Genomic DNA, 22,078 nt, shown 5'->3' with positions numbered 1-22,078 from the left:
CCACATGCTCGGCTGCGCTTCATCGATGTGACGCTACGGTGATTTGACTCCACCGATACTGGACAGGAGTGGGAGCATAACACCGAGGTGAGCTACGTCTTCCAGACGTGCCTGAATATCTTTGTCTGCCCCCCTCCCCGCCACCAAGCAGTACCGGCTCGGCATCGCTGAAGATGGTTCGCCATCGACTACCCCACCGCCACCCAATGCCCCCCCCCCGCCCACATCGTGAAATTTCTGCCTCGACGCTTCAAACCCCTTGCCCTTGATCGGGCTGGGTTGTTCGAACTCTTGCAGCAACGCCTTGAAGTCACGTTTCTGATCAACGTCAGGCATGGGCACCGCGCTTAACAGCCGTTTGGTGTAGGGATGCTGTGGGTTGTGCAATACGTGATCACGGCGGCCGATCTCGACTATCTGGCCGCCATACATCACCGCGACGCGATGGCAGATGCGCTCGACCACGGCCATGTCGTGGGAAATGAACAGGTAGCTGAGTCGATGCTGTTCGCGCAGCTGTTCCAACAACTCCAGCACTTGGGCCTGCACTGATACGTCGAGGGCGGAGACGGACTCATCGGCGATGATGACTTTGGGGTTGAGCGCCAATGCCCGGGCAATGCAGATACGTTGGCGCTGCCCGCCCGAGAACTGGTGCGGGTAGCGGTACATGGCGTCCGCCGGCATATCGACCTGGCGTAACAGTTCGGCGACACGCTCCTGTCGTTGCGCCAGTGGCAATTGGTCATGGATCAGCAGCGGCTCGCCTACCAGCTCCAGGATGTTTTTGCGTGGGTTCAGGGCCGCGTAGGGGTCTTGGAAGACCATTTGGATATCGCGGCGCACGGCCTGCAGTTGGGCGCCGTGCAAGCCGTTCAACTCTTTGCCGAACAACTGCACGCTGCCTTGATAGGCCAGCATATTCATCAGGGCCTTGCCGGTGGTGGACTTGCCACAGCCGCTCTCCCCGACCAGCCCCAGGGTTTCGCCTTGGCGCAGTTCAAAGTTGAGCCCTTCTACCGCGTGCACCTGTTTGTCTTCTTCGAACCAGCCCATGCGCACAGGAAAACGCACCGACAAGTCGCGCACCTGCAAGACCACCGGTTGCTGGCTGACGTCGCCCGGCTGACCCGCCGTGCCCAGCACGGGCACCGCCGCGAGCAATTTACGGGTGTAGTCGGCCTGAGGTTGGGTGAACAACTGGCGCACGGGCGCTTGTTCTTCGGTGCGGCCATGGTTCATCACCACCACCTGGTCGGCCATTTCGGCGACCACCCCCATGTCGTGCGTGATCATCAGCAAGCTGGTGCCGTAGACCTGTTGCAGTTCGCGCATCAGTTCCAGGATCTGCGCCTGGATGGTCACGTCCAGCGCAGTGGTTGGTTCATCGGCGATCAGTACCTTGGGCCGACAGAGCATGGCCATCGCGATCATCACGCGCTGGCGCATGCCACCGGACAGCTCGTGGGGATACTGCTGCAGACGTTTTTCCACCTGTGGCATACGCACTGATTCAAGCATCTCCCGGGCGCGCTGGCGCAGTGCCTGACGCCCTAGCGGTTCGTGCCGGCGTAGCGTTTCTTGCAATTGCTGGCCGACAGTCATCAGCGGATTCAGCGACGTCATCGGCTCCTGGAAAATCATGCCGATCTGCTTGCCGCGCAGCCGTTGCAACTCGCGCTCGGGCACACCGATCAAGTCGCGCCCTTCAAAGCTGATCGCGCCTTCGGCCACCCGCACCGCCTTGGGCAACAGCCCCATGATCGCCAGCGACGACAGCGATTTGCCGCTGCCTGACTCCCCGGCAATGCACAGTGTCTGGCCGGCGAACAGGTCGAAGCTCAGGTGATCGACCACGCGCCGGGAGTTGGCCCCCATGCCGACATCGATGGACAACTGCTGCACCGACAAAATCGGCTGGGAGGTCCCGTTACTCATCAAAGCTCCTCACGCGTGAAGCGATAAACGCCAAGTCGTTGGCGATGAACAGCCATCAGGCAAATACGATTTTCGGGAAGTAGAAAGACACGACCCAGTTGGGTAGGTCGACGATCTCGCTGATACGCAAATCGCCACATACCGAACACAACATGTACGCCTGCTCCGCGGGCATGTGGTGCTCACGGCACAGCCAGTCGATGGTGTTGCTGACGGCCTGACGCGCGGCTTGCATCAAGTCCGGACCGATGCCGGTGAAGGCTTCGTAGCCCGCACCATCCAGATGACGGGTCACGGGGCCTGGGGTGCTGAAGCGCGGTGTTGCCAGCGGGGCGTTCTTGATCAGGTCCAGCTTCACCACCACGTCCATTGCGCTCTCGATCGCGGTGCCGCACACCTCACCATCGCCTTGCGCCGCGTGGGTATCGCCAATCGACAACAAGGCGCCGCTGACCTCCACCGGCAGGTACAACGTGGTGCCGGCCGACAGGTCGCGGATGTCCAGGTTGCCGCCAACCCGGCGCGGTGGCACCACCGAGTGCAAGCCCGCCAACGCTGGCGCCAGGCCAATGGTGCCGGCGAAGGGCTTGAGCGGCACCTTGGCGAAATCACTGAAGGCCGCCGGGCTCAGGGCCACTTTGTCGTAGTGCCACAGCACCAGGGCCGGGTCCGTGAACTGGTCCGCAAGCAGACCAAACCCCGGGATGTTGGCCGTCCAGCCAAAGCCACTGGGCTTGAAGCTGTCGAGGGTGATTTTCAACACATCGCCAGGCTCGGCTCCCTCGACGAAAATCGGCCCGGTGACCGGGTTGATCGTGTCGAACGGCACCTTGGTGACATCGCTCACCGTCGATTGCGGCGTGAAGAAGCCATTGGACGAATCGCGACAGCAGAACTCCAGCATGGCACCTGGCGCCACCCGGGCGGTCGGCTCGATGCTGTTGTCCCAGCCAAAATGGCTGTTGACGCTGTGAATGGTCTTGACCAGGCAGTTCTGGCACATAGGGAGAAAGCTCCACGTAAAGACCACGCCCGGAAGGCGTGGTGGCAGGCCGGCTGCGCTTTATTTCAGGTAGATGTAGTTGTAGTTGACCGGGATGTGCACCGGATCGACGTACAGCGCGTCGCTGCCGCCCATGCGCGAAGAGCGCACGGTGAAGCGCTGTTCGTTGAAGATCGGCACCCACGGCGCATCAGCCATCACATCGATGAAAATCTTCTTCCACAGTGCAGTCCGCTCGGCCTGTTGCTCCGGCTTGGCCATGCTGTCGGCCTTGGCGGCCAGCGCATCCAGGTTCTTGTTGCAATACAGCGCCCAGTTCCAGCCACCGTCCACCGCACTGTCACAGCCCAGAATCGGCCCGTAGAAGTTCGAAGGGTCGGGGAAGTCGGCAATCCAGGCCATGCCACCGGACCACACCATCGGCGCCTGATCCTTGGAACCGCCTGCCGCAATCACGTTGGCCTGCGCCAGGGACTTGATCTTCACACGCACCCCGACCTTCGCCAGGTCTTGCTGGATAGCCTGGGCGATACGCGGTTGCGGGTCGGTGTTCATCACGTACATCTCGGTGTCGAAGCCCTTGTCGAAACCGGCTTGGGCCAAGAGCTTCTTCGCGCCTTCGACATCGTAGGCGTAGCCTTTGTATTCCTTGTCGTAGCCCGGCATCGCTGGCGGCAGCGGCTGGTTGGCCGGGACCGCACGGCCGTTGATGATGCGCACAATGCGGTCTTTGCTGATCGCCATGTTCACCGCCTGGCGCACCTTGAGGTTGTCGAACGGCGGCAGTGTGGTTTTCAGGGTCAGGTAGCCGGTTTGCAATTGATCACCGGTGACCACCAGGCTCTTGAACTTGGGATCGTTCTTGAACTCGAGGAACTTGGCCGGCGGCACACCGTCGCCCGCGATGTCGACCTCGCCCTTCTGCAAGCGCAAGAGCGCGACCATCGGATCCTGGCCGACCTCAAAGGCGATCGTGTCGAGGTGCGGCAGGCCCGCCTTGAAGTAGTCCGGGTTCTTCTTGAACAGAATCTGTTGCCCCAGCTTCCACTCCGCCAGGCTGTAGGCGCCGGTGCCCACCGGGTGTTTGCCGAAGTCGGCGCCCCACTTCTCGACTTCCTCCTTGGGTACGACAAAGGAGAAGTTGACCGCCATCACTTGTAGAAATGTGGCATTCGCCGACTTGAGCGTGATCTTGACCGTGTAATCGTCGACGACCTCAATGCCCGGCATGTGCTCAGCCTTACTGGCCGCCATGTCTTCATAGCCCACGATCGAACTGAAGAAGCCCGCACCCGGGCTCTGGGTTTTCGGGTTGACGGTACGCTCCAGGGAGTACTTCACGTCGCTGGCCTTGAGTTCGCGACCATTGTGGAACTTCACGCCTTTTTTCAAGGTGAAGGTATAGACGGTACCGTCGCCGGAGATGCTGTAGTCCGACGCCAGGTTCTTGGTCAACTCCGTGGTACCGGGCTTGTAGTCCATCAGCCCGTCGAACAGGCTTTTGATCATCGACCAGTTCTGCCAGTCATAACCAATGGCCGGGTCGAGGGTAGCCACATCGTTTTGATAGGTAATGACGGCGGCGCCACCGTCTTTGGCGTTTGGATCAAAGTCATCGGCCAACAGATTGCCGGTAAACAACGCAGCCGCGATGGCCAAGGATAATGCTTTGCGATTCATGCTCCAGCCCCTTACCTATGGTGATGTTGCTAGTGTTTTTTGATGTCGATACGCGGGTCGACCCAAGGGATCACCAGGTCGGCGACCAGGTTGCCCAAAACGATTGCCACCGCAGAAACCGTGGTCACCCCGACAATCACCGGGATGTCGACTTGCTGGATCGCCTGCCATGTCAACTGACCAATCCCCGGCCAGCCGAAGACCGACTCGACCACCACCAGCCCGCCCATGAAGATGCCGATGTCGATGCCGATCATCGGAATTACCGGCACGATGGCATTGGGCAGAACATGGCGCAGCACCACGCGTACGCGGCTCAAACCCTTGGCCCGGGCGGTGCGGATGAAGTCTTGGTGCAGCACCTCGATCATTGAGGAGCGCACCATGCGTGAGTACCAGCCGCTACCGAGAATGCCCAGGGTCAGGGCCGGTAACAGCAGGTGTTCGAAACCGCCGTAACCGCCCATGGGGAACCAGTCCAACTGCACGGCGAAGAAGTACAGGAACAGCATCGCCGCGATGAACTGCGGGGCCGATACGCCGATGAACGAGAGGGCCATCAAGGCTTTGTCGGCCCAACTGTCGCGGCGCAATGCAGCGATCACGCCGAGGCTGATGCCAATCAGCAACTCGAAACCTATACCAGCGGCCATCAACTCCAGGGACGGACGTAAGCGCGCGCCGATCAGTTCTGTCACCGGGCTGCGCTGGATGTAGGAGCGCCCGAGGTCGCCCTGCACCAGGTTGCCCAGGTAATTGGCGTACTGTTGGTAAAACGGCAAGTCGAGTCCTAGCTGCGTGCGGATCCCGGCCACCACTTCGGGCGTGGCACTGCGCCCGGCAATCTGGCGTGCCGGGTCAGCCGGCAGCATGAACAGCAGCAGGTACGTGATGAAGGTCACGCCCAGCAGGATCAACAGCGAGTAGCCGATGCGACGACTGATGAAGGCCAACATTCAGCTTCTCCCTTGCAGGGTGGGATCGAGTTCATCGCGCAGGGCATCGCCCACCAGATTGAACGCCAGCGATAACAGGACAATCGCAATGCCGGGGAAAAACACCAGCCACGGCGCCGAGGTGAAATAGGTCTGGCTCTCGAAAATGATGTTGCCCCAACTGGGTGTCGGCGGTTGGACCCCCACGCCCAGGTACGACAAGGTGGCCTCCAGCAACACAGTGGTGGAGATGCCCAGGGTGGCCCAGACCAGGATGGTCGGCAGCAAATGAGGCAACAGATGAGAGAACAGAATGCGCAGCGAACTGGCTCCCAGGGTTCGCTCTACGGCGACGAAGTCACGGGCACTCAGGGCGATGGTTTCGGAGTAGATCACCCGGGCGATCTGCACCCAGTTGACCATGGCGATCACCAGCGCGACGATCCACACGCTGGGCTGGAAAATCGCTGACAGCGCAATCGCCAGGAGCAAGGCCGGGAACGCCATCATCAAGTCGGTGAAGCGCATCAGCGTGCTGCCGACCCAGCCACGCAGGAAGCCTGCGCTCAGCCCCACCAGCGTGCCGATCAGCACCGCCAGGCCGTTGGCGAGCAAGCCGATGAACAACGACGTCCGTGCGCCATAGATCAGCCGCGACAGCAGATCACGGCCGAGTAGATCGGTGCCCAGCAGGTAGGGCATATCGGGAGGCAGCGGCGCGCCTTCCAGCGACAAGCCTTCGACAAATTGCTCGGACGGATCGTACGGGCTCATCCACGGTGCAAACAACGCCAGCAACACGACAATCACGATGTACAACAACGACAACGCCACCGCCGGACGGCGAACCAAGGCACGCAACACCTTCATAGTTGGCCCCTGCTCGGTTGCAGGCGATCTGCCGCCATCTCTGCACAGAGGTCGTCCAGGCTACGGTTCAAGTGCATGGACAGGCTGCGTAGGCGCTCATAAGCCTCACGCTCATCAATCTGCTGCTCGACCATCAGCCGTGCCAATGCCTGGGCGAGCAGCGGCCGTGCCAGGAGTCGTTGTTGCAGCGCATTGATGGTCTGTGCGTCGCTGTCGAGTCGCTCACGCAAACCGAACGCCATCATCAACGTGGTGTAGACCGAACCTTGGGTGATGGGCTTGTTCAGCAATGCCGTCGCCCCCAATTCAATGGCGCGCTGGATATGCGAAAGGGTTTCGTGGGATGTCAGCGCAACAATGGGCACGCCGGCAGCGTTCAGACGTTGCAGAGTGGTGGGGCTGGCGAAGGGCTCCAGCTCAACGATGGCGGCAAAACACCCCTCGAGCGAATCATCGGCGTCCTCAAACAACTCCTGTGCGGTAATACCCAGCCGCTGCAGGCTCTTGTGCAGATTAGCCAGGCTGCGGGGCTCGCAGTCGATCAACAGCAACCGACCCGCTTCAAAGTCCGGGCGCTTGAACAGGCTCATTTGACGATCCTCAGGCGGGGCGCTGGCGCAACGGCGCGCAGGCGTTGAAACTCACTCAGGTCGGTGGCGGTCAGGTATGGGTCGGCCGGTAGTGGCTTCGTCGCACTGTGCAAGACAACGAAGCGTCCCGCCCGCAGCTCAGCGATATGGCATGGCTGGCTGCTGTGATTGTTGCGCTCGGAGATGGCCAGGGTGCCGAACACGCTGTCCTGAGGGTGGTCGTACACGTAGCGGCAGATCCCTTCGGGGTCGTCGCTGCCACACTGATCCAGTGCACGGGCAAAGAGGTGCAGGGCCACGTACATCCCGGTGTAGAAATGCGAAATCGGATATACCCCATGCAGCATGTGCTGCTGCTGACTGAACGCGGGGGCGATTTCTTCAAAGAACGGACCGCACGACAGCACACGCAGGCTGCGCAGGTCGCCAACGTCACTCAACTCAGCCTCGGTCAGGTTGCAGCTCAACACTGGAAGGTTCCAGCCAACGGCGTGACAGGCGGCATCCAATTGCTGCAAAAAGGCGTAGGAAGACTTACCGATCAGGTTGTTGAGAACAAACGCAGGGCGCTCTGCCAGCAGCGTCTGGATCAACTCGCCGAAGGGCGATGCATCCAGATGGATATAGCGCTCCAGTAGCACCACGGCCCCTGCCACTTCGAGCACTTCACGGGCAACGCGATTGCTTTCCCAGCCCCAGCTGTAGTTCGATCCCAGCAGCACGGCACGCTTGCCAAACGTCTGCAGGGCATAGCGCAACAAGGGGATCAACGTCTGATTCGGACACCCTCCCAGGTAGAGCACATGCTCACTGCTCTCGAACCCCTCATACGGGCAGGCGTACCACAACAGACCGGCGTTCTGCTCCAGGTCCGGAATGATCTCCTTGCGACTGGCGGAGGTGGTCGTACCGAAGATGTGCCGGACCCCAGACTGCATCAACTCGACAGCCCCTTCGCTGTACCGCTGCAGAACGCCTCGTGGATTGCGGTGAGTGGCCTGCAGGACAAAGTCATATCCAGGGTTGCCATTGATTTGCGCGAGCGCGTGGGTGGCCCCGGCCAACGCATTGCGACCAACACTTTTGTAAGTGCCCTCGGTGGAGAGCAGCAGCCCAACCTCGATGGTACGACGCATCATTTTTCCCAAAAAAAAAACCTGATCGACCAGCGAACTGGTCAATCAGGCTTCATTACCTGGCGCTCAAGGCGTGCGATGTCTGTCGGCAAGACTTAATGGCATGGCCAGGCTTGCTCGTGGATATCGCTATGAAAAAAGCGTGCCATCTTTACAGTGCCACGGGAGCTGGGGCTTGCCACAATGTCCAGGGGACGCGTCAGCACTGAATTGGAACGCATTGGTGGTTCTGGGCTTCACAATAGTGCACAGCAGATCGCGCAAACTTTCACCGACTCCAGGCGAGACTCATCCGTACCGGTGTAACGTAAATTCCCACGCAGTTGCCGATGCCTTACCAGAATGCGGCAATACGAGACAAACACTTGTCGGAGTTGGTGGTATGCAATCTTGCAACTGGAGACTTAAAGTCTTGCCGAGGTGTCTTTTCGACCGCCCAAAACAAAACCCCAACTGCTTTCGCAATTGGGGTTTCGGAATTTAATCTTGACGATGACCTACTCTCACATGGGGAAACCCCACACTACCATCGGCGATGCATCGTTTCACTACTGAGTTCGGGATGGGATCAGGTGGTTCCAATGCTCTATGGTCGTCAAGAAATTCGGGTACTGAGTCGTGGCAAGAATGCCTCGCTTCAGCAAATTGGGTATGTAATAGAATTCGGTGTTTGCAAGATCGAACTTTCGGTTCATTTCGTCTTCACACACCGCAATCTGGCCTTTCGACGCAAATTGCTTGGGTGTTATATGGTCAAGCCTCACGGGCAATTAGTATTGGTTAGCTCAACGCCTCACAGCGCTTACACACCCAACCTATCAACGTCGTAGTCTTCGACGGCCCTTCAGGGAACTCAAGGTTCCAGTGAGATCTCATCTTGAGGCTAGTTTCCCGCTTAGATGCTTTCAGCGGTTATCTATTCCGAACATAGCTACCCGGCAATGCCACTGGCGTGACAACCGGAACACCAGAGGTTCGTCCACTCCGGTCCTCTCGTACTAGGAGCAGCCCCTCTCAAATCTCAAACGTCCACGGCAGATAGGGACCGAACTGTCTCACGACGTTCTAAACCCAGCTCGCGTACCACTTTAAATGGCGAACAGCCATACCCTTGGGACCGGCTTCAGCCCCAGGATGTGATGAGCCGACATCGAGGTGCCAAACACCGCCGTCGATATGAACTCTTGGGCGGTATCAGCCTGTTATCCCCGGAGTACCTTTTATCCGTTGAGCGATGGCCCTTCCATACAGAACCACCGGATCACTAAGACCTACTTTCGTACCTGCTCGACGTGTCTGTCTCGCAGTCAAGCGCGCTTTTGCCTTTATACTCTACGACCGATTTCCGACCGGTCTGAGCGCACCTTCGTACTCCTCCGTTACTCTTTAGGAGGAGACCGCCCCAGTCAAACTACCCACCATACACTGTCCTCGATCCGGATAACGGACCTGAGTTAGAACCTCAAAGTTGCCAGGGTGGTATTTCAAGGTTGGCTCCACGCGAACTGGCGTCCACGCTTCAAAGCCTCCCACCTATCCTACACAAGCAAATTCAAAGTCCAGTGCAAAGCTATAGTAAAGGTTCACGGGGTCTTTCCGTCTAGCCGCGGATACACTGCATCTTCACAGCGATTTCAATTTCACTGAGTCTCGGGTGGAGACAGCGCCGCCATCGTTACGCCATTCGTGCAGGTCGGAACTTACCCGACAAGGAATTTCGCTACCTTAGGACCGTTATAGTTACGGCCGCCGTTTACCGGGGCTTCGATCAAGAGCTTCGCGTTAGCTAACCCCATCAATTAACCTTCCGGCACCGGGCAGGCGTCACACCCTATACGTCCACTTTCGTGTTTGCAGAGTGCTGTGTTTTTAATAAACAGTCGCAGCGGCCTGGTATCTTCGACCGGCATGAGCTTACGGAGCAAGTCCTTCACCCTCACCGGCGCACCTTCTCCCGAAGTTACGGTGCCATTTTGCCTAGTTCCTTCACCCGAGTTCTCTCAAGCGCCTTGGTATTCTCTACCCAACCACCTGTGTCGGTTTGGGGTACGGTTCCTGGTTACCTGAAGCTTAGAAGCTTTTCTTGGAAGCATGGCATCAACCACTTCGTCACCCAAAGGGTAACTCGTCATCAGCTCTCGGCCTTAGAATCCCGGATTTACCTAAGATTCCAGCCTACCACCTTAAACTTGGACAACCAACGCCAAGCTGGCCTAGCCTTCTCCGTCCCTCCATCGCAATAACCAGAAGTACAGGAATATTAACCTGTTTTTCCATCGACTACGCTTTTCAGCCTCGCCTTAGGGACCGACTAACCCTGCGTCGATTAACGTTGCGCAGGAAACCTTGGTCTTTCGGCGTGGGTGTTTTTCACACCCATTGTCGTTACTCATGTCAGCATTCGCACTTCTGATACCTCCAGCAAGCTTCTCAACTCACCTTCACAGGCTTACAGAACGCTCCTCTACCGCATCATCCGAAGATGATACCCGTAGCTTCGGTGTATGGTTTGAGCCCCGTTACATCTTCCGCGCAGGCCGACTCGACTAGTGAGCTATTACGCTTTCTTTAAAGGGTGGCTGCTTCTAAGCCAACCTCCTAGCTGTCTAAGCCTTCCCACATCGTTTCCCACTTAACCATAACTTTGGGACCTTAGCTGACGGTCTGGGTTGTTTCCCTTTTCACGACGGACGTTAGCACCCGCCGTGTGTCTCCCATGCTCGGCACTTGTAGGTATTCGGAGTTTGCATCGGTTTGGTAAGTCGGGATGACCCCCTAGCCGAAACAGTGCTCTACCCCCTACAGTGATACATGAGGCGCTACCTAAATAGCTTTCGAGGAGAACCAGCTATCTCCGAGCTTGATTAGCCTTTCACTCCGATCCACAGGTCATCCGCTAACTTTTCAACGGTAGTCGGTTCGGTCCTCCAGTTAGTGTTACCCAACCTTCAACCTGCCCATGGATAGATCGCCCGGTTTCGGGTCTATTCCCAGCGACTAGACGCCCTATTAAGACTCGCTTTCGCTACGCCTCCCCTATTCGGTTAAGCTCGCCACTGAAAATAAGTCGCTGACCCATTATACAAAAGGTACGCAGTCACCCAACAAAGTGGGCTCCCACTGCTTGTACGCATACGGTTTCAGGATCTATTTCACTCCCCTCTCCGGGGTTCTTTTCGCCTTTCCCTCACGGTACTAGTTCACTATCGGTCAGTCAGTAGTATTTAGCCTTGGAGGATGGTCCCCCCCCATATTCAGACAAAGTTTCTCGTGCTCCGTCCTACTCGATTTCATGACTAAGAGATTTTCGCGTACAGGGCTATCACCCACTATGGCCGCACTTTCCAGAGCGTTCCGCTAATCTCAAAGCCACTTAAGGGCTAGTCCCCGTTCGCTCGCCACTACTAAGGGAATCTCGGTTGATTTCTTTTCCTCAGGGTACTTAGATGTTTCAGTTCCCCTGGTTCGCCTCTTACGCCTATGTATTCAGCGTAAGATAACCATCTTATGATGGCTGGGTTCCCCCATTCAGACATCTCCGGATCAAAGTCTGTTTGCCGACTCCCCGAAGCTTTTCGCAGGCTACCACGTCTTTCATCGCCTCTGACTGCCAAGGCATCCACCGTATGCGCTTCTTCACTTGACCATATAACCCCAAGCAATCTGGTTATACTATGAAGACAACATTCGCCGAAAATTCGATAATACTCAGTTACGAGTAACTCACAAATTTTACCTTAGCCTGATCCGTTACCAGTGAAAGTAACGTTCAGTCTATCTTTCTATCACATACCCAAATTTTTAAAGAACGAACTAGTCAAAGACTAGAAATCAACATTCACCATCACAACGATGGAATGCTCATTTCTAAGCTTTATACAAACAGAAGCAGTAGTGGTGGAGCCAAACGGGATCGAACCGTTGACCTCCTGCGTGCAAGGCAGGCGCTCTCCCAGCTGAGCTATGGCCCCGTATTTCTACAGGCGTTTCCCACACAAAATTGGTGGGTCTGGGCAGATTCGAACTGCCGACCTCACCCTTATCAGGGGTGCGCTCTAACCAACTGAGCTACAGACCCAATTTCGGGCTGCTTCTTTTCGTCTTCTTCAATGAATCAAGCAATTCGTGTGGGAACTTATGGAGCAGCTGATGTCGTCGATTAAGGAGGTGATCCAGCCGCAGGTTCCCCTACGGCTACCTTGTTACGACTTCACCCCAGTCATGAATCACACCGTGGTAACCGTCCTCCCGAAGGTTAGACTAGCTACTTCTGGTGCAACCCACTCCCATGGTGTGACGGGCGGTGTGTACAAGGCCCGGGAACGTATTCACCGCGACATTCTGATTCGCGATTACTAGCGATTCCGACTTCACGCAGTCGAGTTGCAGACTGCGATCCGGACTACGATCGGTTTTGTGGGATTAGCTCCACCTCGCGGCTTGGCAACCCTCTGTACCGACCATTGTAGCACGTGTGTAGCCCAGGCCGTAAGGGCCATGATGACTTGACGTCATCCCCACCTTCCTCCGGTTTGTCACCGGCAGTCTCCTTAGAGTGCCCACCATGACGTGCTGGTAACTAAGGACAAGGGTTGCGCTCGTTACGGGACTTAACCCAACATCTCACGACACGAGCTGACGACAGCCATGCAGCACCTGTCTCAATGTTCCCGAAGGCACCAATCTATCTCTAGAAAGTTCATTGGATGTCAAGGCCTGGTAAGGTTCTTCGCGTTGCTTCGAATTAAACCACATGCTCCACCGCTTGTGCGGGCCCCCCGTCAATTCATTTGAGTTTTAACCTTGCGGCCGTACTCCCCCAGGCGGTCAACTTAATGCGTTAGCTGCGCCACTAAGAGCTCAAGGCTCCCAACGGCTAGTTGACATCGTTTACGGCGTGGACTACCAGGGTATCTAATCCTGTTTGCTCCCCACGCTTTCGCACCTCAGTGTCAGTATCAGTCCAGGTGGTCGCCTTCGCCACTGGTGTTCCTTCCTATATCTACGCATTTCACCGCTACACAGGAAATTCCACCACCCTCTACCATACTCTAGTCAGTCAGTTTTGAATGCAGTTCCCAGGTTGAGCCCGGGGATTTCACATCCAACTTAACTAACCACCTACGCGCGCTTTACGCCCAGTAATTCCGATTAACGCTTGCACCCTCTGTATTACCGCGGCTGCTGGCACAGAGTTAGCCGGTGCTTATTCTGTCGGTAACGTCAAAATTGCAGAGTATTAATCTACAACCCTTCCTCCCAACTTAAAGTGCTTTACAATCCGAAGACCTTCTTCACACACGCGGCATGGCTGGATCAGGCTTTCGCCCATTGTCCAATATTCCCCACTGCTGCCTCCCGTAGGAGTCTGGACCGTGTCTCAGTTCCAGTGTGACTGATCATCCTCTCAGACCAGTTACGGATCGTCGCCTTGGTGAGCCATTACCCCACCAACTAGCTAATCCGACCTAGGCTCATCTGATAGCGCAAGGCCCGAAGGTCCCCTGCTTTCTCCCGTAGGACGTATGCGGTATTAGCGTCCGTTTCCGAACGTTATCCCCCACTACCAGGCAGATTCCTAGGCATTACTCACCCGTCCGCCGCTCTCAAGAGAAGCAAGCTTCTCTCTACCGCTCGACTTGCATGTGTTAGGCCTGCCGCCAGCGTTCAATCTGAGCCATGATCAAACTCTTCAGTTCAAACATCTTTGGGTTTTTAAGAAACCCTAAACTTGGCTCAGCAATCGTTGGTTACATCTTTGATTTCTCGCGGAGTAACTTGTGATGCTGATAATCCTGTTGACTATCAGTCTGACTCCACAAGCACCCACACGAATTGCTTGATTCAGTTGTTAAAGAGCGGTTGGTTAAGATCTTTCGTCTCAACCGAGGCGCGCATTCTACAGCAGCCTCATTTGCTGTCAAGTGGTTATTTTCAGAAGTTCTCGAGGTTTTTCTCAACAACTTCAACCACTTGCGCTTCCGATCTCTCGTTAGCGGGAGGCGAATAATACAGGATTAAAACACGTGGTCAACCCCCACCTGAAAATTCTTTCCCAAGCGCCTGGGTTGTCATTATGAAACATCCAAGGCAGCCCCTCGCAACCTCAGCAAGCGCGGCTAGGCGCCCGCATGCCGGTATGGCTGACTCTATCGCTTACCGAATTCCCCTGAGCCTCCATCCAGTGCCTGACTTGTCGAGCAACGCCGCCTACACACAACGCCTCAATGCAGTACTCACCTATATAGAAGCCAATCTCGAAGGTGACCTGTCCGTGAAGGCGTTAAGCCAAGTGGCGAACTTTCGGCGTTTCACTTCCATCGGCAACTCACCGCCTTCGTCGGCTTACCTGTTTCGCGCTATGTGCAGTTGATGCGGCTACGACGCGCAGCGCATTGCCGGGCCTCCACCTGGTATTACTCGGCACTGGAAGCAGCGTTCGATGCAGGGTCGCCACGCGGGCTCGACGGACCACATCGGCGAGACGATCTACCCGATCTATCGCGACTAGCTGCCCACCAGTGGCGAGGAACTGCGGGACCACCCGCTGTTCTTTGACTATCTCAGCGTTTATCCCGAGACCCCGCAGGATCAATGGCAGACTGATATTTATGTACCGCTGCAATAACCGCACAGACACCCACCGCCACATCCAATTTAATCTATACAAATCAAGCCATTAATGCTTTAAAGAAAGACCTTGAAACTCAAGGTCTTTTTTTTGCCTGCAGAAAAATGACCACCCCCGCCGCACTCCATAGGAGAGGACCCAGGACCATGGAATTGACGCTCGAAGCCGTTGCTCTATTCGCCCTCAAACTGGTGCATGAGACCGAAGATGGCAGCCCGATCCTGCGCGACGATCTGGTCATGGATGGTTACGAGCGGGAGGTGTTTGGATTGTTTGTGCGCAGTGGCGACCTGCCAACCATCCAGCGCAAGGTAGATGAATGCACCAAGCTGGCCCTGGCGACCTTGGGCGGAGCCGACACGGTGTTGGGCCGAGAGCTGCAAAAGCTTGCGACTGACGTCCAGCAAGCCTCGACACTAGAGGAACTCAATCCCCCAATCGAAGCACTCAAGGACTACCTCAAGGCAATCCTCTAGCGCCCTCCCAGACACACAAGGACCGTCCAATGATCGACTTCAACAACAAAGGCTTCTTCAAACTCAAGCAAAACAACGAGTATGCCGAACGGGTTGCTTCACTGTTGCTCGATGACGAACAAGTAGTCGATGCCTACAAAGCCATGCGCGACGGCGTGGTGTTCACCACCAAACGCATCATCGCCGTTAACGTGCAAGGCATCACCGGCAGCAAGAAAGACTTCACCTCCCTGCCCTACAAAAACATCGTCGCGTACTCGGTGGAAACCTCCGGGACGTTCGACCTGGATTCGGAGCTGGAGATCTACTTTTCGTCGCTGGGCAAAGTAAAGTTCGAGTTCACGGGCAAAACCTCGATTGTCGAAATTTCCAGGCTGATCTCTAAACATCTGCTGGGGTGATCGGACAGCAATACCCCCTGCGGTTGCCAACTGTTTCATTGCTCTGGCTCCCAGCCCGATCGCTGACGTAGGATAAGTACTTCAGCCCAAGGAGCGTCACGGATGAGCGCCACTCCCCCCCAATCGTTCTCTCTGGCGCTGCGCTCTTATTCCGGGCAGATCGAGCTGCACGAGCACGATTTTCATCAAATCGTCCTCCCCCAATCCGGGTCGATGGAGATTGAGGTCGACGGATGGGGTGGCAAGGTCGATGCGAGCCAGGGCGTAGTGATTGCCGCCGGCGCCCGACATACGTTCCTGGCCAATACCCGCAATAGCTTCCTGGTTCTGGACGTGTTGATGCCGCGCGCTGAAGAAAAGCAGGCAAGCACCACGCAGTTTCTTGATCCGCTGCATGACAAACGCTTTTTTGCAGTCCGCCCCCAGATCCGGCATTTACTCGACTACGCGAACAATAACGGATCATGGTTGGTCAACTCGCCCGCGATGGCCCAGTCATGGAGCCATTTGCTACTGGGCACGTTGCTGCAACCCGACGCGGCCCCGAATGATCCCGGGCAATTCATTCTCGCCAGGGCGCTGGCCTACATCGAGCAGCACCTGAGTACGCCCCTGACAGTGCATGACATTGCCCGTAACGCGGGCACCAGCGAGCGGCGGCTGTATGTCTTGTTCGGACAACACCTGAAACGAACCCCGTTTACCCACATCGCGACCCTGCGCTTGAATCTGGCCGTCGACCTGTTGCGCCAGACCTCTCTGTCGATCATTGATATTGCGCACCGCGCCGGTTACGCCGATCAGAGTGCATTGAGCCATGCCCTGAAGAAAGCCCGCAACCTCACCCCGGCAGCGGTGCGTAAACAAGCGCGAGATCACTGAAAACAGCAGGCCTGAACATTTTTTTGGCAGGCCCGATCAATACGCGCCCCTCGAAACTTTTCTATTGTCCCGGCACAAGGATCATCTAAAGACGGGGCCTGCATGACCACTTCCAACGCATCCGCCACCCTTACCAAGGGTGCCGCAGGGGCCACCTTGATTGGGGTCATTGCAGTGTTTTTGTGGGCGTGCCTGGCGCTGCTGACCACTTTAACCGCTGGAATCCCGGCCTTTCAGTTGCTGGCATCGAGTTTCGCCGTCGCGTTCGTGGCAAGCCTGTTGATGCTTGGCATGCGCGGCGCAGGAGGGTTCAGCAGTTGGCGTCAGCCCTGGTACGTGTGGGCAACGGGTTTCGCCGGCATTTTTATCTATCACTCACTGTATTTTTTTGCCCTGAAGGCCGCGCCGGCGGCTGAAGCCAGCCTCATTGCATACTTATGGCCGCTGCTGATCGTGCTGCTGTCGGGATTTTCCACCGGCGAGTCACTGCGCAAGCGCCAACTGCTGGGCGCTTTGCTCGGTTTGGCAGGGACAGCCTTCATCATGCAACAGCGCGCCCAAGGCGAAAGCCTGACGATGCCGATTGTCGGTTACGCCGCAGCCTTTGCCTGTGCCTGGGTCTGGTCGATTTACTCGGTGGTGAACCGGCGCTTCAGCAATGTCCCCAGCAGCATCATCGGCGGCATTTGCGGTCTGGTCGCAATAGCCGGACTGCTCTGCCACCTGGCATTGGAAACCACGGTGCGGCCTGACGCGGGCCAATGGGCGGCAATCGTCGCCTTGGGTCTTGGCCCGGTCGGCTTGGCCTTTTTCGCATGGGATCACGCAACCAAGCACGGCAACCTGGCGATGCTGGGCGCCTTGTCTTATCTGGCGCCGCTGTTCTCCACCCTACTGCTCATTGCTGTCGGGCAAAGCGACGCCAAGCCGATCCTGATTATCCCAGCAGTGTTAATCATCGCGGGGGCCGTCATTGCCACGTCCCGCTCACGCAAAACCTCACGCTGATATCGACCCACCAAGGAGATAGACAAATGGATTTGATCGCTTCGCAAGATACCGTGAGGATCGAGAGCAGCAGTCCCAGTTTTTCCGTCGCGCCCACGCGGCCCTTGCTCAGTCACCTGGGACAGCCATCGTTACTGAGCAGCCGTACCGGCATCCGCCGTCGTGCCAATGGCGAAGCCCCTCGTGTATTAATGTTTGTTCCGCCTTACACACGCCTGATCGAACCCACGCCAGACGACAGCGCGTTCGCCCGCATTGGTATTGATACGTTTGAAGTCATGAAGCGTGCCGGCACCCCCATCGGTCTGTTGCGCATCGCCACCGTCGCCCGGCGCGCGGGTTACGAGGTGCAGATTGTCGATGCACCCTTTGCCGGCTGGTCCCAGGAGTCCAGCCTGGTCAAGGTGGACCAGGGGCATCTGATCCGCTACGGCCTGACCGATGCGCAGATGCGCGAGATCATCGAAACCGCACAGCCCGATATTGTCGGCATCCAATGCAACTACACGGTGCAATGGGGCAATGCACGGGCACTGGCTGAACTGGTAAGGAACATCGACCCCAACCTGGTCCTGGTCACCGGCGGTGCCCATTCCAGTGGCGATTGGAAAAACGCGCTGCTGGATTCGGCCTTCGACTTTGCGCTGATCAACGAAGCCGACCGCGCCTTCACGCTGCTGCTCGACGCCCTGACCCACGAGGGCACAGACATCAATGCCGTACCTGGCGTGGCCTACCGCGACAGGCGCGGGCAACTGGTTCGCCCCACCCACAAGTCCAGCTATCTGAGCATCGTCCCCAAGCGCCAGGACCTCGACGAGCGGCTTGGCCTGATGCCGTTGCCAGACTTCAGCTTTCTGAACATGAACCATTACCTGCAGCCCTACCACTCCTCGGGCGCACGGGTGCGCAAGTACGGTGCCTGGGCGCAGATATTCTCCACGATTGGTTGCAACGTGAACTGCAACTTCTGCTACATCCCGAAAATCAATGGCCCTTGGCGCGCACTTGGCCTTGATTGGTTTGACTTGCACTTGGCCGACCTGGTCAAGCAAGGCGTGACCGAGGTCTTGATCGAGGACGATCACCTGATGCACGACCCGCTGTATGCCATGGAGGTCGGTCGCCTGCTGAAAAAGCACGACTTGCCATGGGTTGAGGAAGGCGGCTTGAGCCTTTTCAACCTGATCCTGCTGCACCTGGGGGAGCGCTTTATCGCCCAGATGGATGAAAAGGAGCGCAAGAGCCCGCAATACCGCAATGTGATCGAAGCGGTCAAAGGAGGACTGACGGCAAGGGAATTCATTCGCTCGATTGCCGAAAATGGCTGCTACAACATCTACCTCGCGGTAGAGAGCGCGAACGAGGACGCCCTGGTCAACTCCAACAAATCCCGACTCAATGCCATTCAACACTCCACATTCGAACTCATAGAAATTTTCACCGAACACGGGATTCAAGTCACCGGCGGGTTCATGCTGGGGTTCGTCAACCCTCCCGCGGGGCCTGGGCAAAAGCCTTTTGTAGAAAGCCTGGAGTTGATCGACCGGACCATCGATTACGCCGTCAACCTGATGGGCGCCGGCATGGCCTATGCCAACCCGTTTATCGTCACCCCGATCCCCGGGACGCCGATGTGGGAGTACCAGCAGCAATTTGTCGTGCGCCATTACGACAACGGCTGGTCCCATGAGAAAGCCACCATGGCGACCGATCAATGGAGCGCCGAAGCTATCGAAAAAGCCCGCATGGAATTGCTGGTCAGGGCCAATGGCGCTGATCGTGTCAGGGAGATGGTGCGCCGAGGCACCTGGCCCGTAGACGCTTGATGCAAGGGGTTGGAGCTTTCGGCGCCGAGGCGCAGTGAGCGCTGGAAGCATCCAACCGTCAAATCAGTTCAATCACCGACCCCGCACTTGTCCATTCAGGCCCACTATCGGCCCAACCAATCCATCCCCCCCCCCAATCTATCGATTTGAGCTCTCCCCCCACCCTCCCCCGACTATTGGCGCGACTTCCAACAACAAAAACCAGGAACACGCCATGACTGCCCGATTCCACAACCCGGTGGACACCCGCTTCGGCTGGGGCTGCCTGCAAGATTTGGCCGGTATCACCGCACAGCAGACTGTCGCCCTCGTCACCTTTCCCGAAGCCCGTGCGCTGGGATTGGTAGAGAGGATTCAGGCACTGCTGGGCGAGCGCTTGGTGTATGTGATCGAGGATGTGCAGCCCAACCCCGATGTCGCTCAATTGCGTGACACCTATGAACGCTTCTGGCAGCAAGCCGGGAGCTGTGACGTGGTGCTGGCCGTCGGGGGTGGCAGTGCAATTGATACGGCCAAGGCATTGATTGTCGGGACCGAGTCCGGGCAGTTCGATGAGTTGCTGGCGTTGTTGGCGACCGGCCAACCGTTTGTGCCGGCCCATTGCAAGACATTGATCGCGGCGCCGACCACTGCGGGTACCGGCAGTGAAGTGACGCCCTGGGCGACGATCTGGGATTCGGCCAGCCACAAGAAATACTCCCTGCACCTGGACTGCACCTGGCCAAAGGTAGCGATTGTTGATCCACAGTTGATGCTCACGGTGCCAGCCGGGGTCACCGTATCCACAGGGCTCGATGCTTTATCCCACGCCCTGGAGTCGATCTGGAATATCAACGCCAACCCGGTTTCCGACACTTTTGCGGTGTCCGCCATCGAGGACATCCTGGAGTGCCTGCCGCAACTGCGGCGCGACCTTGGCAATCCAGAGTTGCGCTCACGCATGGCCTTGGCGGCGCTCAAGGCCGGCCTGGCATTTTCCAATACCAAGACCGCCCTGGCCCACTCCATTTCCTACGAAATGACCCTGCACCACGGCCTGCCCCACGGCATCGCCTGTTCCTTCACCTTGCCGTTGGTGCTGGGGCTGGCGTGGGGGCATGACGCGGCGCGCGATCAAACGCTGCGCCGGGTGTTCGGCGATGACCTGGATAAAGCCCAGACCCAGTTGCGCAACTTCCTGCACAGCCTGGACGTAAAAACCGAGTTCGCCGACTACGGCGTCACGCCCACCGAGGCCGCCGCGATGATCCGCTACGCCCTGCAAGGGGCACGCGGCAAGAACTTTATCGGTTCCCAAACCGCCTAGGCGGTAACGCAATTCAGTCTTTCCTCTTGCACCTGTAACGGGTGCCACCCCGTCGCTGCGACTTCGGGGGCGAATAACAATAAGGAAAACATCATGAATCGTGCACACACCCTGCCTGTCCCAGCCGTTCGCTCGGCGTCGTTCCGCGTTGCCCAGTGGCGCATGCTGCTGGCGGCGATGTTTTGTTACCTGTTTTTCTACACCGGGCGCCAGACTTTCGGTTTCGCCATCCCGGGGATACAGGCCGAGTTCGGCCTGACCAAGGAGGTACTGGGCTGGATCTCGGCCGCCATGCTCTGGGCCTATGCCATTGGCCAGGCGATCAACGGCAACCTGGCCGACAAATTCGGCGGCCGACGCATCATGACCCTCGGCGCGGTGCTGTCGTGTGGCGCCAACTGGGTCACCAGTTTTGCCAGCGGTTTTGCCGGGCTGATCCTGCCATGGGGCATCAACGGTTACTTCCAGGCCCTGGGCTGGGCGCCGGGTAGCCGCTTGATCTCCAATTGGTGGAGCGCCAGCGAGCGCGGCAGGGTCTATGGCTTCTATGTGTTCGCCGCCGGTTGTGCGTCAGTGCTGTCCTATGTGACCTCCATCGTGGTGCTGGAAGTGCTGCACCTGGAATGGCGCTGGATCTTCCGCCTGCCGGTCCTGCTGATGCTGGCCGGGGGCATCCTGTTTTACCTGGTGGCCCGTGAACGCCCGCAGGATCTTGGCTTCGAACCCCTGGCCGATACCGGCGTGGCCAACGCCGAAGACAAGGGCCATGAAGTGGCCCACGGCGAAGAAGAAACCTCGGCACAGCGCTACAAAGCCGTGCTGAAAAACGCGCGCCTGATCATCGCCGCCGTGTCCCTGGGCTTCCAGAACGCTGCGCGCTACGGCTTGATCGTGTGGGTGCCGGTGCATTTTCTTGGCGCCAACTGGAAAAGCGGCGACAGCATGATCGATCCCAAGTGGATCACCGTCGCCCTGCCGGTCGGTATGGCCGTCGGCGCGCTGAGCAATGGCTGGGTATCCGACAAGCTGTTCGGCTCCAAGCGCTACCTGGCGATCATGCTCTATATGTTCCTCGGCGCCGCCACCAGCCTGTGGATGTGGAGCCTGCCGCCCCATAGTGCAATCGGCCTGGTGGCCTTGTTTTTGTGCGGGTTCTTTGTCTATGGCCCGGCGTCCAGCTTCTGGGCGCTGTGCCCGGACTTGGTAGGCGCCAAGCGCGCAGGCACCGCGACCGGTGTGATGAACTTCTCGTCTTATCTGTTTGCAGGCCTGGCGGAACCGCTGATCGGCAGTATGCTCGACAGTACCGGCAATACGTCGCTGATCTTCATCGTCGTCACCTCAGCCTGTCTGTGCAGCGCGGTAGTGGCCTTGTTTATCCGCCGTTGATGCC

14 protein-coding genes, 2 tRNA genes, 3 rRNA genes and 1 pseudogene are annotated in these 22,078 nt (G+C 57.6%); 8 read left to right on the top strand and 12 right to left on the bottom strand.

Features of this window, described 5'->3' with window-relative positions; all coding sequences use genetic code 11:
• Positions 1-33: 33 nt before the first annotated feature.
• The 12 genes from JTY93_RS05015 to JTY93_RS04960 form a co-directional block, all read right to left on the bottom strand.
• Positions 34-1,938: an ABC transporter ATP-binding protein gene (locus JTY93_RS05015; RefSeq protein ID WP_205518980.1), complete on the bottom strand. Its 1,905-nt coding sequence runs from the start codon at positions 1,936-1,938 to the stop codon at positions 34-36.
• A 55-nt stretch (positions 1,939-1,993) separates the two neighbouring features.
• On the bottom strand, positions 1,994-2,941 hold the full coding sequence (locus JTY93_RS05010; RefSeq protein WP_205476037.1) for an acetamidase/formamidase family protein: 948 nt from the start codon (positions 2,939-2,941) through the stop codon (positions 1,994-1,996).
• A gap of 60 nt (positions 2,942-3,001) precedes the next feature.
• Positions 3,002-4,621 carry an ABC transporter substrate-binding protein gene (locus JTY93_RS05005; RefSeq protein WP_205476036.1) on the bottom strand — a complete coding sequence of 540 codons (1,620 nt, stop codon included), beginning with the start codon at positions 4,619-4,621 and terminating at the stop codon, positions 3,002-3,004.
• 29 nt (positions 4,622-4,650) lie between these two features.
• Complete coding sequence (locus tag JTY93_RS05000) at positions 4,651-5,577, bottom strand: ABC transporter permease (protein WP_038446297.1); 927 nt, start codon at positions 5,575-5,577, stop codon at positions 4,651-4,653.
• On the bottom strand, positions 5,578-6,426 hold the full coding sequence (locus tag JTY93_RS04995) for an ABC transporter permease (protein WP_169997210.1): 849 nt from the start codon (positions 6,424-6,426) through the stop codon (positions 5,578-5,580). It lies immediately after the preceding gene.
• Positions 6,423-7,016: an ANTAR domain-containing response regulator gene (locus tag JTY93_RS04990; protein ID WP_205476035.1), complete on the bottom strand. Its 594-nt coding sequence runs from the start codon at positions 7,014-7,016 to the stop codon at positions 6,423-6,425. Before JTY93_RS04990 ends, JTY93_RS04995 begins: the two co-directional genes overlap by 4 nt.
• Positions 7,013-8,152, bottom strand: a complete 1,140-nt coding sequence (locus JTY93_RS04985) for a transporter substrate-binding protein (protein WP_205476034.1) — start codon at positions 8,150-8,152, stop codon at positions 7,013-7,015. Before JTY93_RS04985 ends, JTY93_RS04990 begins: the two co-directional genes overlap by 4 nt.
• Before the next feature lie 484 nt (positions 8,153-8,636).
• A 5S ribosomal RNA gene (gene rrf, locus JTY93_RS04980) occupies positions 8,637-8,752 on the bottom strand.
• A gap of 149 nt (positions 8,753-8,901) precedes the next feature.
• Positions 8,902-11,798: ribosomal RNA gene (locus JTY93_RS04975) — 23S ribosomal RNA — on the bottom strand.
• A 249-nt stretch (positions 11,799-12,047) separates the two neighbouring features.
• A tRNA-Ala gene (locus JTY93_RS04970) sits at positions 12,048-12,123 on the bottom strand.
• Positions 12,124-12,153: 30 nt separating this feature from the next.
• Positions 12,154-12,230 (bottom strand) — tRNA-Ile (locus tag JTY93_RS04965).
• A gap of 82 nt (positions 12,231-12,312) precedes the next feature.
• Positions 12,313-13,851, bottom strand: a 16S ribosomal RNA gene (locus tag JTY93_RS04960).
• The 16S, 23S and 5S rRNA genes sit together here with 2 tRNA genes alongside, the layout of an rRNA operon.
• Positions 13,852-14,291: 440 nt before the next feature.
• Between JTY93_RS04960 and JTY93_RS28895 the strand changes: the two are divergent.
• The 8 genes and pseudogenes from JTY93_RS28895 (at position 14,292) to JTY93_RS04925 (ending at position 22,074) form a co-directional block, all read left to right on the top strand.
• Positions 14,292-14,780 (top strand): annotated as a pseudogene (locus tag JTY93_RS28895) (GyrI-like domain-containing protein).
• Positions 14,781-14,929: 149 nt separating this feature from the next.
• Complete coding sequence (locus JTY93_RS04955; protein ID WP_205480801.1) at positions 14,930-15,259, top strand: hypothetical protein; 330 nt, start codon at positions 14,930-14,932, stop codon at positions 15,257-15,259.
• A 29-nt stretch (positions 15,260-15,288) separates the two neighbouring features.
• Positions 15,289-15,660, top strand: coding sequence for a PH domain-containing protein (locus JTY93_RS04950; RefSeq protein ID WP_029300265.1), 372 nt, complete (start codon positions 15,289-15,291; stop codon positions 15,658-15,660).
• 102 nt (positions 15,661-15,762) lie between these two features.
• Positions 15,763-16,542 (top strand): helix-turn-helix domain-containing protein, encoded by a 780-nt coding sequence (locus JTY93_RS04945; protein WP_205480799.1) that lies wholly within the window; start codon positions 15,763-15,765, stop codon positions 16,540-16,542.
• Between the two features lie 102 nt (positions 16,543-16,644).
• On the top strand, positions 16,645-17,550 hold the full coding sequence (yddG, locus tag JTY93_RS04940; protein ID WP_205480797.1) for an aromatic amino acid exporter YddG: 906 nt from the start codon (positions 16,645-16,647) through the stop codon (positions 17,548-17,550).
• A 26-nt stretch (positions 17,551-17,576) separates the two neighbouring features.
• The gene (locus tag JTY93_RS04935; RefSeq protein WP_205480795.1) at positions 17,577-19,379 is read left to right on the top strand and encodes a B12-binding domain-containing radical SAM protein; all 1,803 of its coding nucleotides are present in this window, start codon (positions 17,577-17,579) and stop codon (positions 19,377-19,379) included.
• Positions 19,380-19,593: 214 nt separating this feature from the next.
• A complete protein-coding gene (psrA, locus tag JTY93_RS04930; RefSeq protein WP_205479727.1) occupies positions 19,594-20,685 on the top strand; it encodes an iron-containing alcohol dehydrogenase PsrA in 1,092 nt (363 codons plus the stop codon).
• Between the two features lie 93 nt (positions 20,686-20,778).
• On the top strand, positions 20,779-22,074 hold the full coding sequence (locus tag JTY93_RS04925) for an MFS transporter (protein ID WP_205479729.1): 1,296 nt from the start codon (positions 20,779-20,781) through the stop codon (positions 22,072-22,074).
• Positions 22,075-22,078: the final 4 nt, after the last annotated feature.

Origin of the sequence: Pseudomonas hygromyciniae, assembly GCF_016925675.1 — a bacterium.
GTDB classification, from domain to species: Bacteria; Pseudomonadota; Gammaproteobacteria; order Pseudomonadales; family Pseudomonadaceae; genus Aquipseudomonas; species Aquipseudomonas hygromyciniae.
Note: the sequence above shows the minus strand (reverse complement) of the source record. Positions and strands in the feature narration are given on the sequence as shown.

What these genes read in the sequence shown, in the direction of transcription:
- JTY93_RS05015 (WP_205518980.1), bottom strand. Translation starts at nt 1,938, where the DNA reads ATGAGTAACGGGACCTCCCAGCCGATTTTGTCGGTGCAGCAGTTGTCC.
- JTY93_RS05010 (WP_205476037.1), bottom strand. Translation starts at nt 2,941, where the DNA reads ATGTGCCAGAACTGCCTGGTCAAGACCATTCACAGCGTCAACAGCCAT.
- JTY93_RS05005 (WP_205476036.1), bottom strand. Translation starts at nt 4,621, where the DNA reads ATGAATCGCAAAGCATTATCCTTGGCCATCGCGGCTGCGTTGTTTACC.
- JTY93_RS05000 (WP_038446297.1), bottom strand. Translation starts at nt 5,577, where the DNA reads ATGTTGGCCTTCATCAGTCGTCGCATCGGCTACTCGCTGTTGATCCTG.
- JTY93_RS04995 (WP_169997210.1), bottom strand. Translation starts at nt 6,426, where the DNA reads ATGAAGGTGTTGCGTGCCTTGGTTCGCCGTCCGGCGGTGGCGTTGTCG.
- JTY93_RS04990 (WP_205476035.1), bottom strand. Translation starts at nt 7,016, where the DNA reads ATGAGCCTGTTCAAGCGCCCGGACTTTGAAGCGGGTCGGTTGCTGTTG.
- JTY93_RS04985 (WP_205476034.1), bottom strand. Translation starts at nt 8,152, where the DNA reads ATGCGTCGTACCATCGAGGTTGGGCTGCTGCTCTCCACCGAGGGCACT.
- JTY93_RS04955 (WP_205480801.1), top strand. Translation starts at nt 14,930, where the DNA reads ATGGAATTGACGCTCGAAGCCGTTGCTCTATTCGCCCTCAAACTGGTG.
- JTY93_RS04950 (WP_029300265.1), top strand. Translation starts at nt 15,289, where the DNA reads ATGATCGACTTCAACAACAAAGGCTTCTTCAAACTCAAGCAAAACAAC.
- JTY93_RS04945 (WP_205480799.1), top strand. Translation starts at nt 15,763, where the DNA reads ATGAGCGCCACTCCCCCCCAATCGTTCTCTCTGGCGCTGCGCTCTTAT.
- yddG (WP_205480797.1), top strand. Translation starts at nt 16,645, where the DNA reads ATGACCACTTCCAACGCATCCGCCACCCTTACCAAGGGTGCCGCAGGG.
- JTY93_RS04935 (WP_205480795.1), top strand. Translation starts at nt 17,577, where the DNA reads ATGGATTTGATCGCTTCGCAAGATACCGTGAGGATCGAGAGCAGCAGT.
- psrA (WP_205479727.1), top strand. Translation starts at nt 19,594, where the DNA reads ATGACTGCCCGATTCCACAACCCGGTGGACACCCGCTTCGGCTGGGGC.
- JTY93_RS04925 (WP_205479729.1), top strand. Translation starts at nt 20,779, where the DNA reads ATGAATCGTGCACACACCCTGCCTGTCCCAGCCGTTCGCTCGGCGTCG.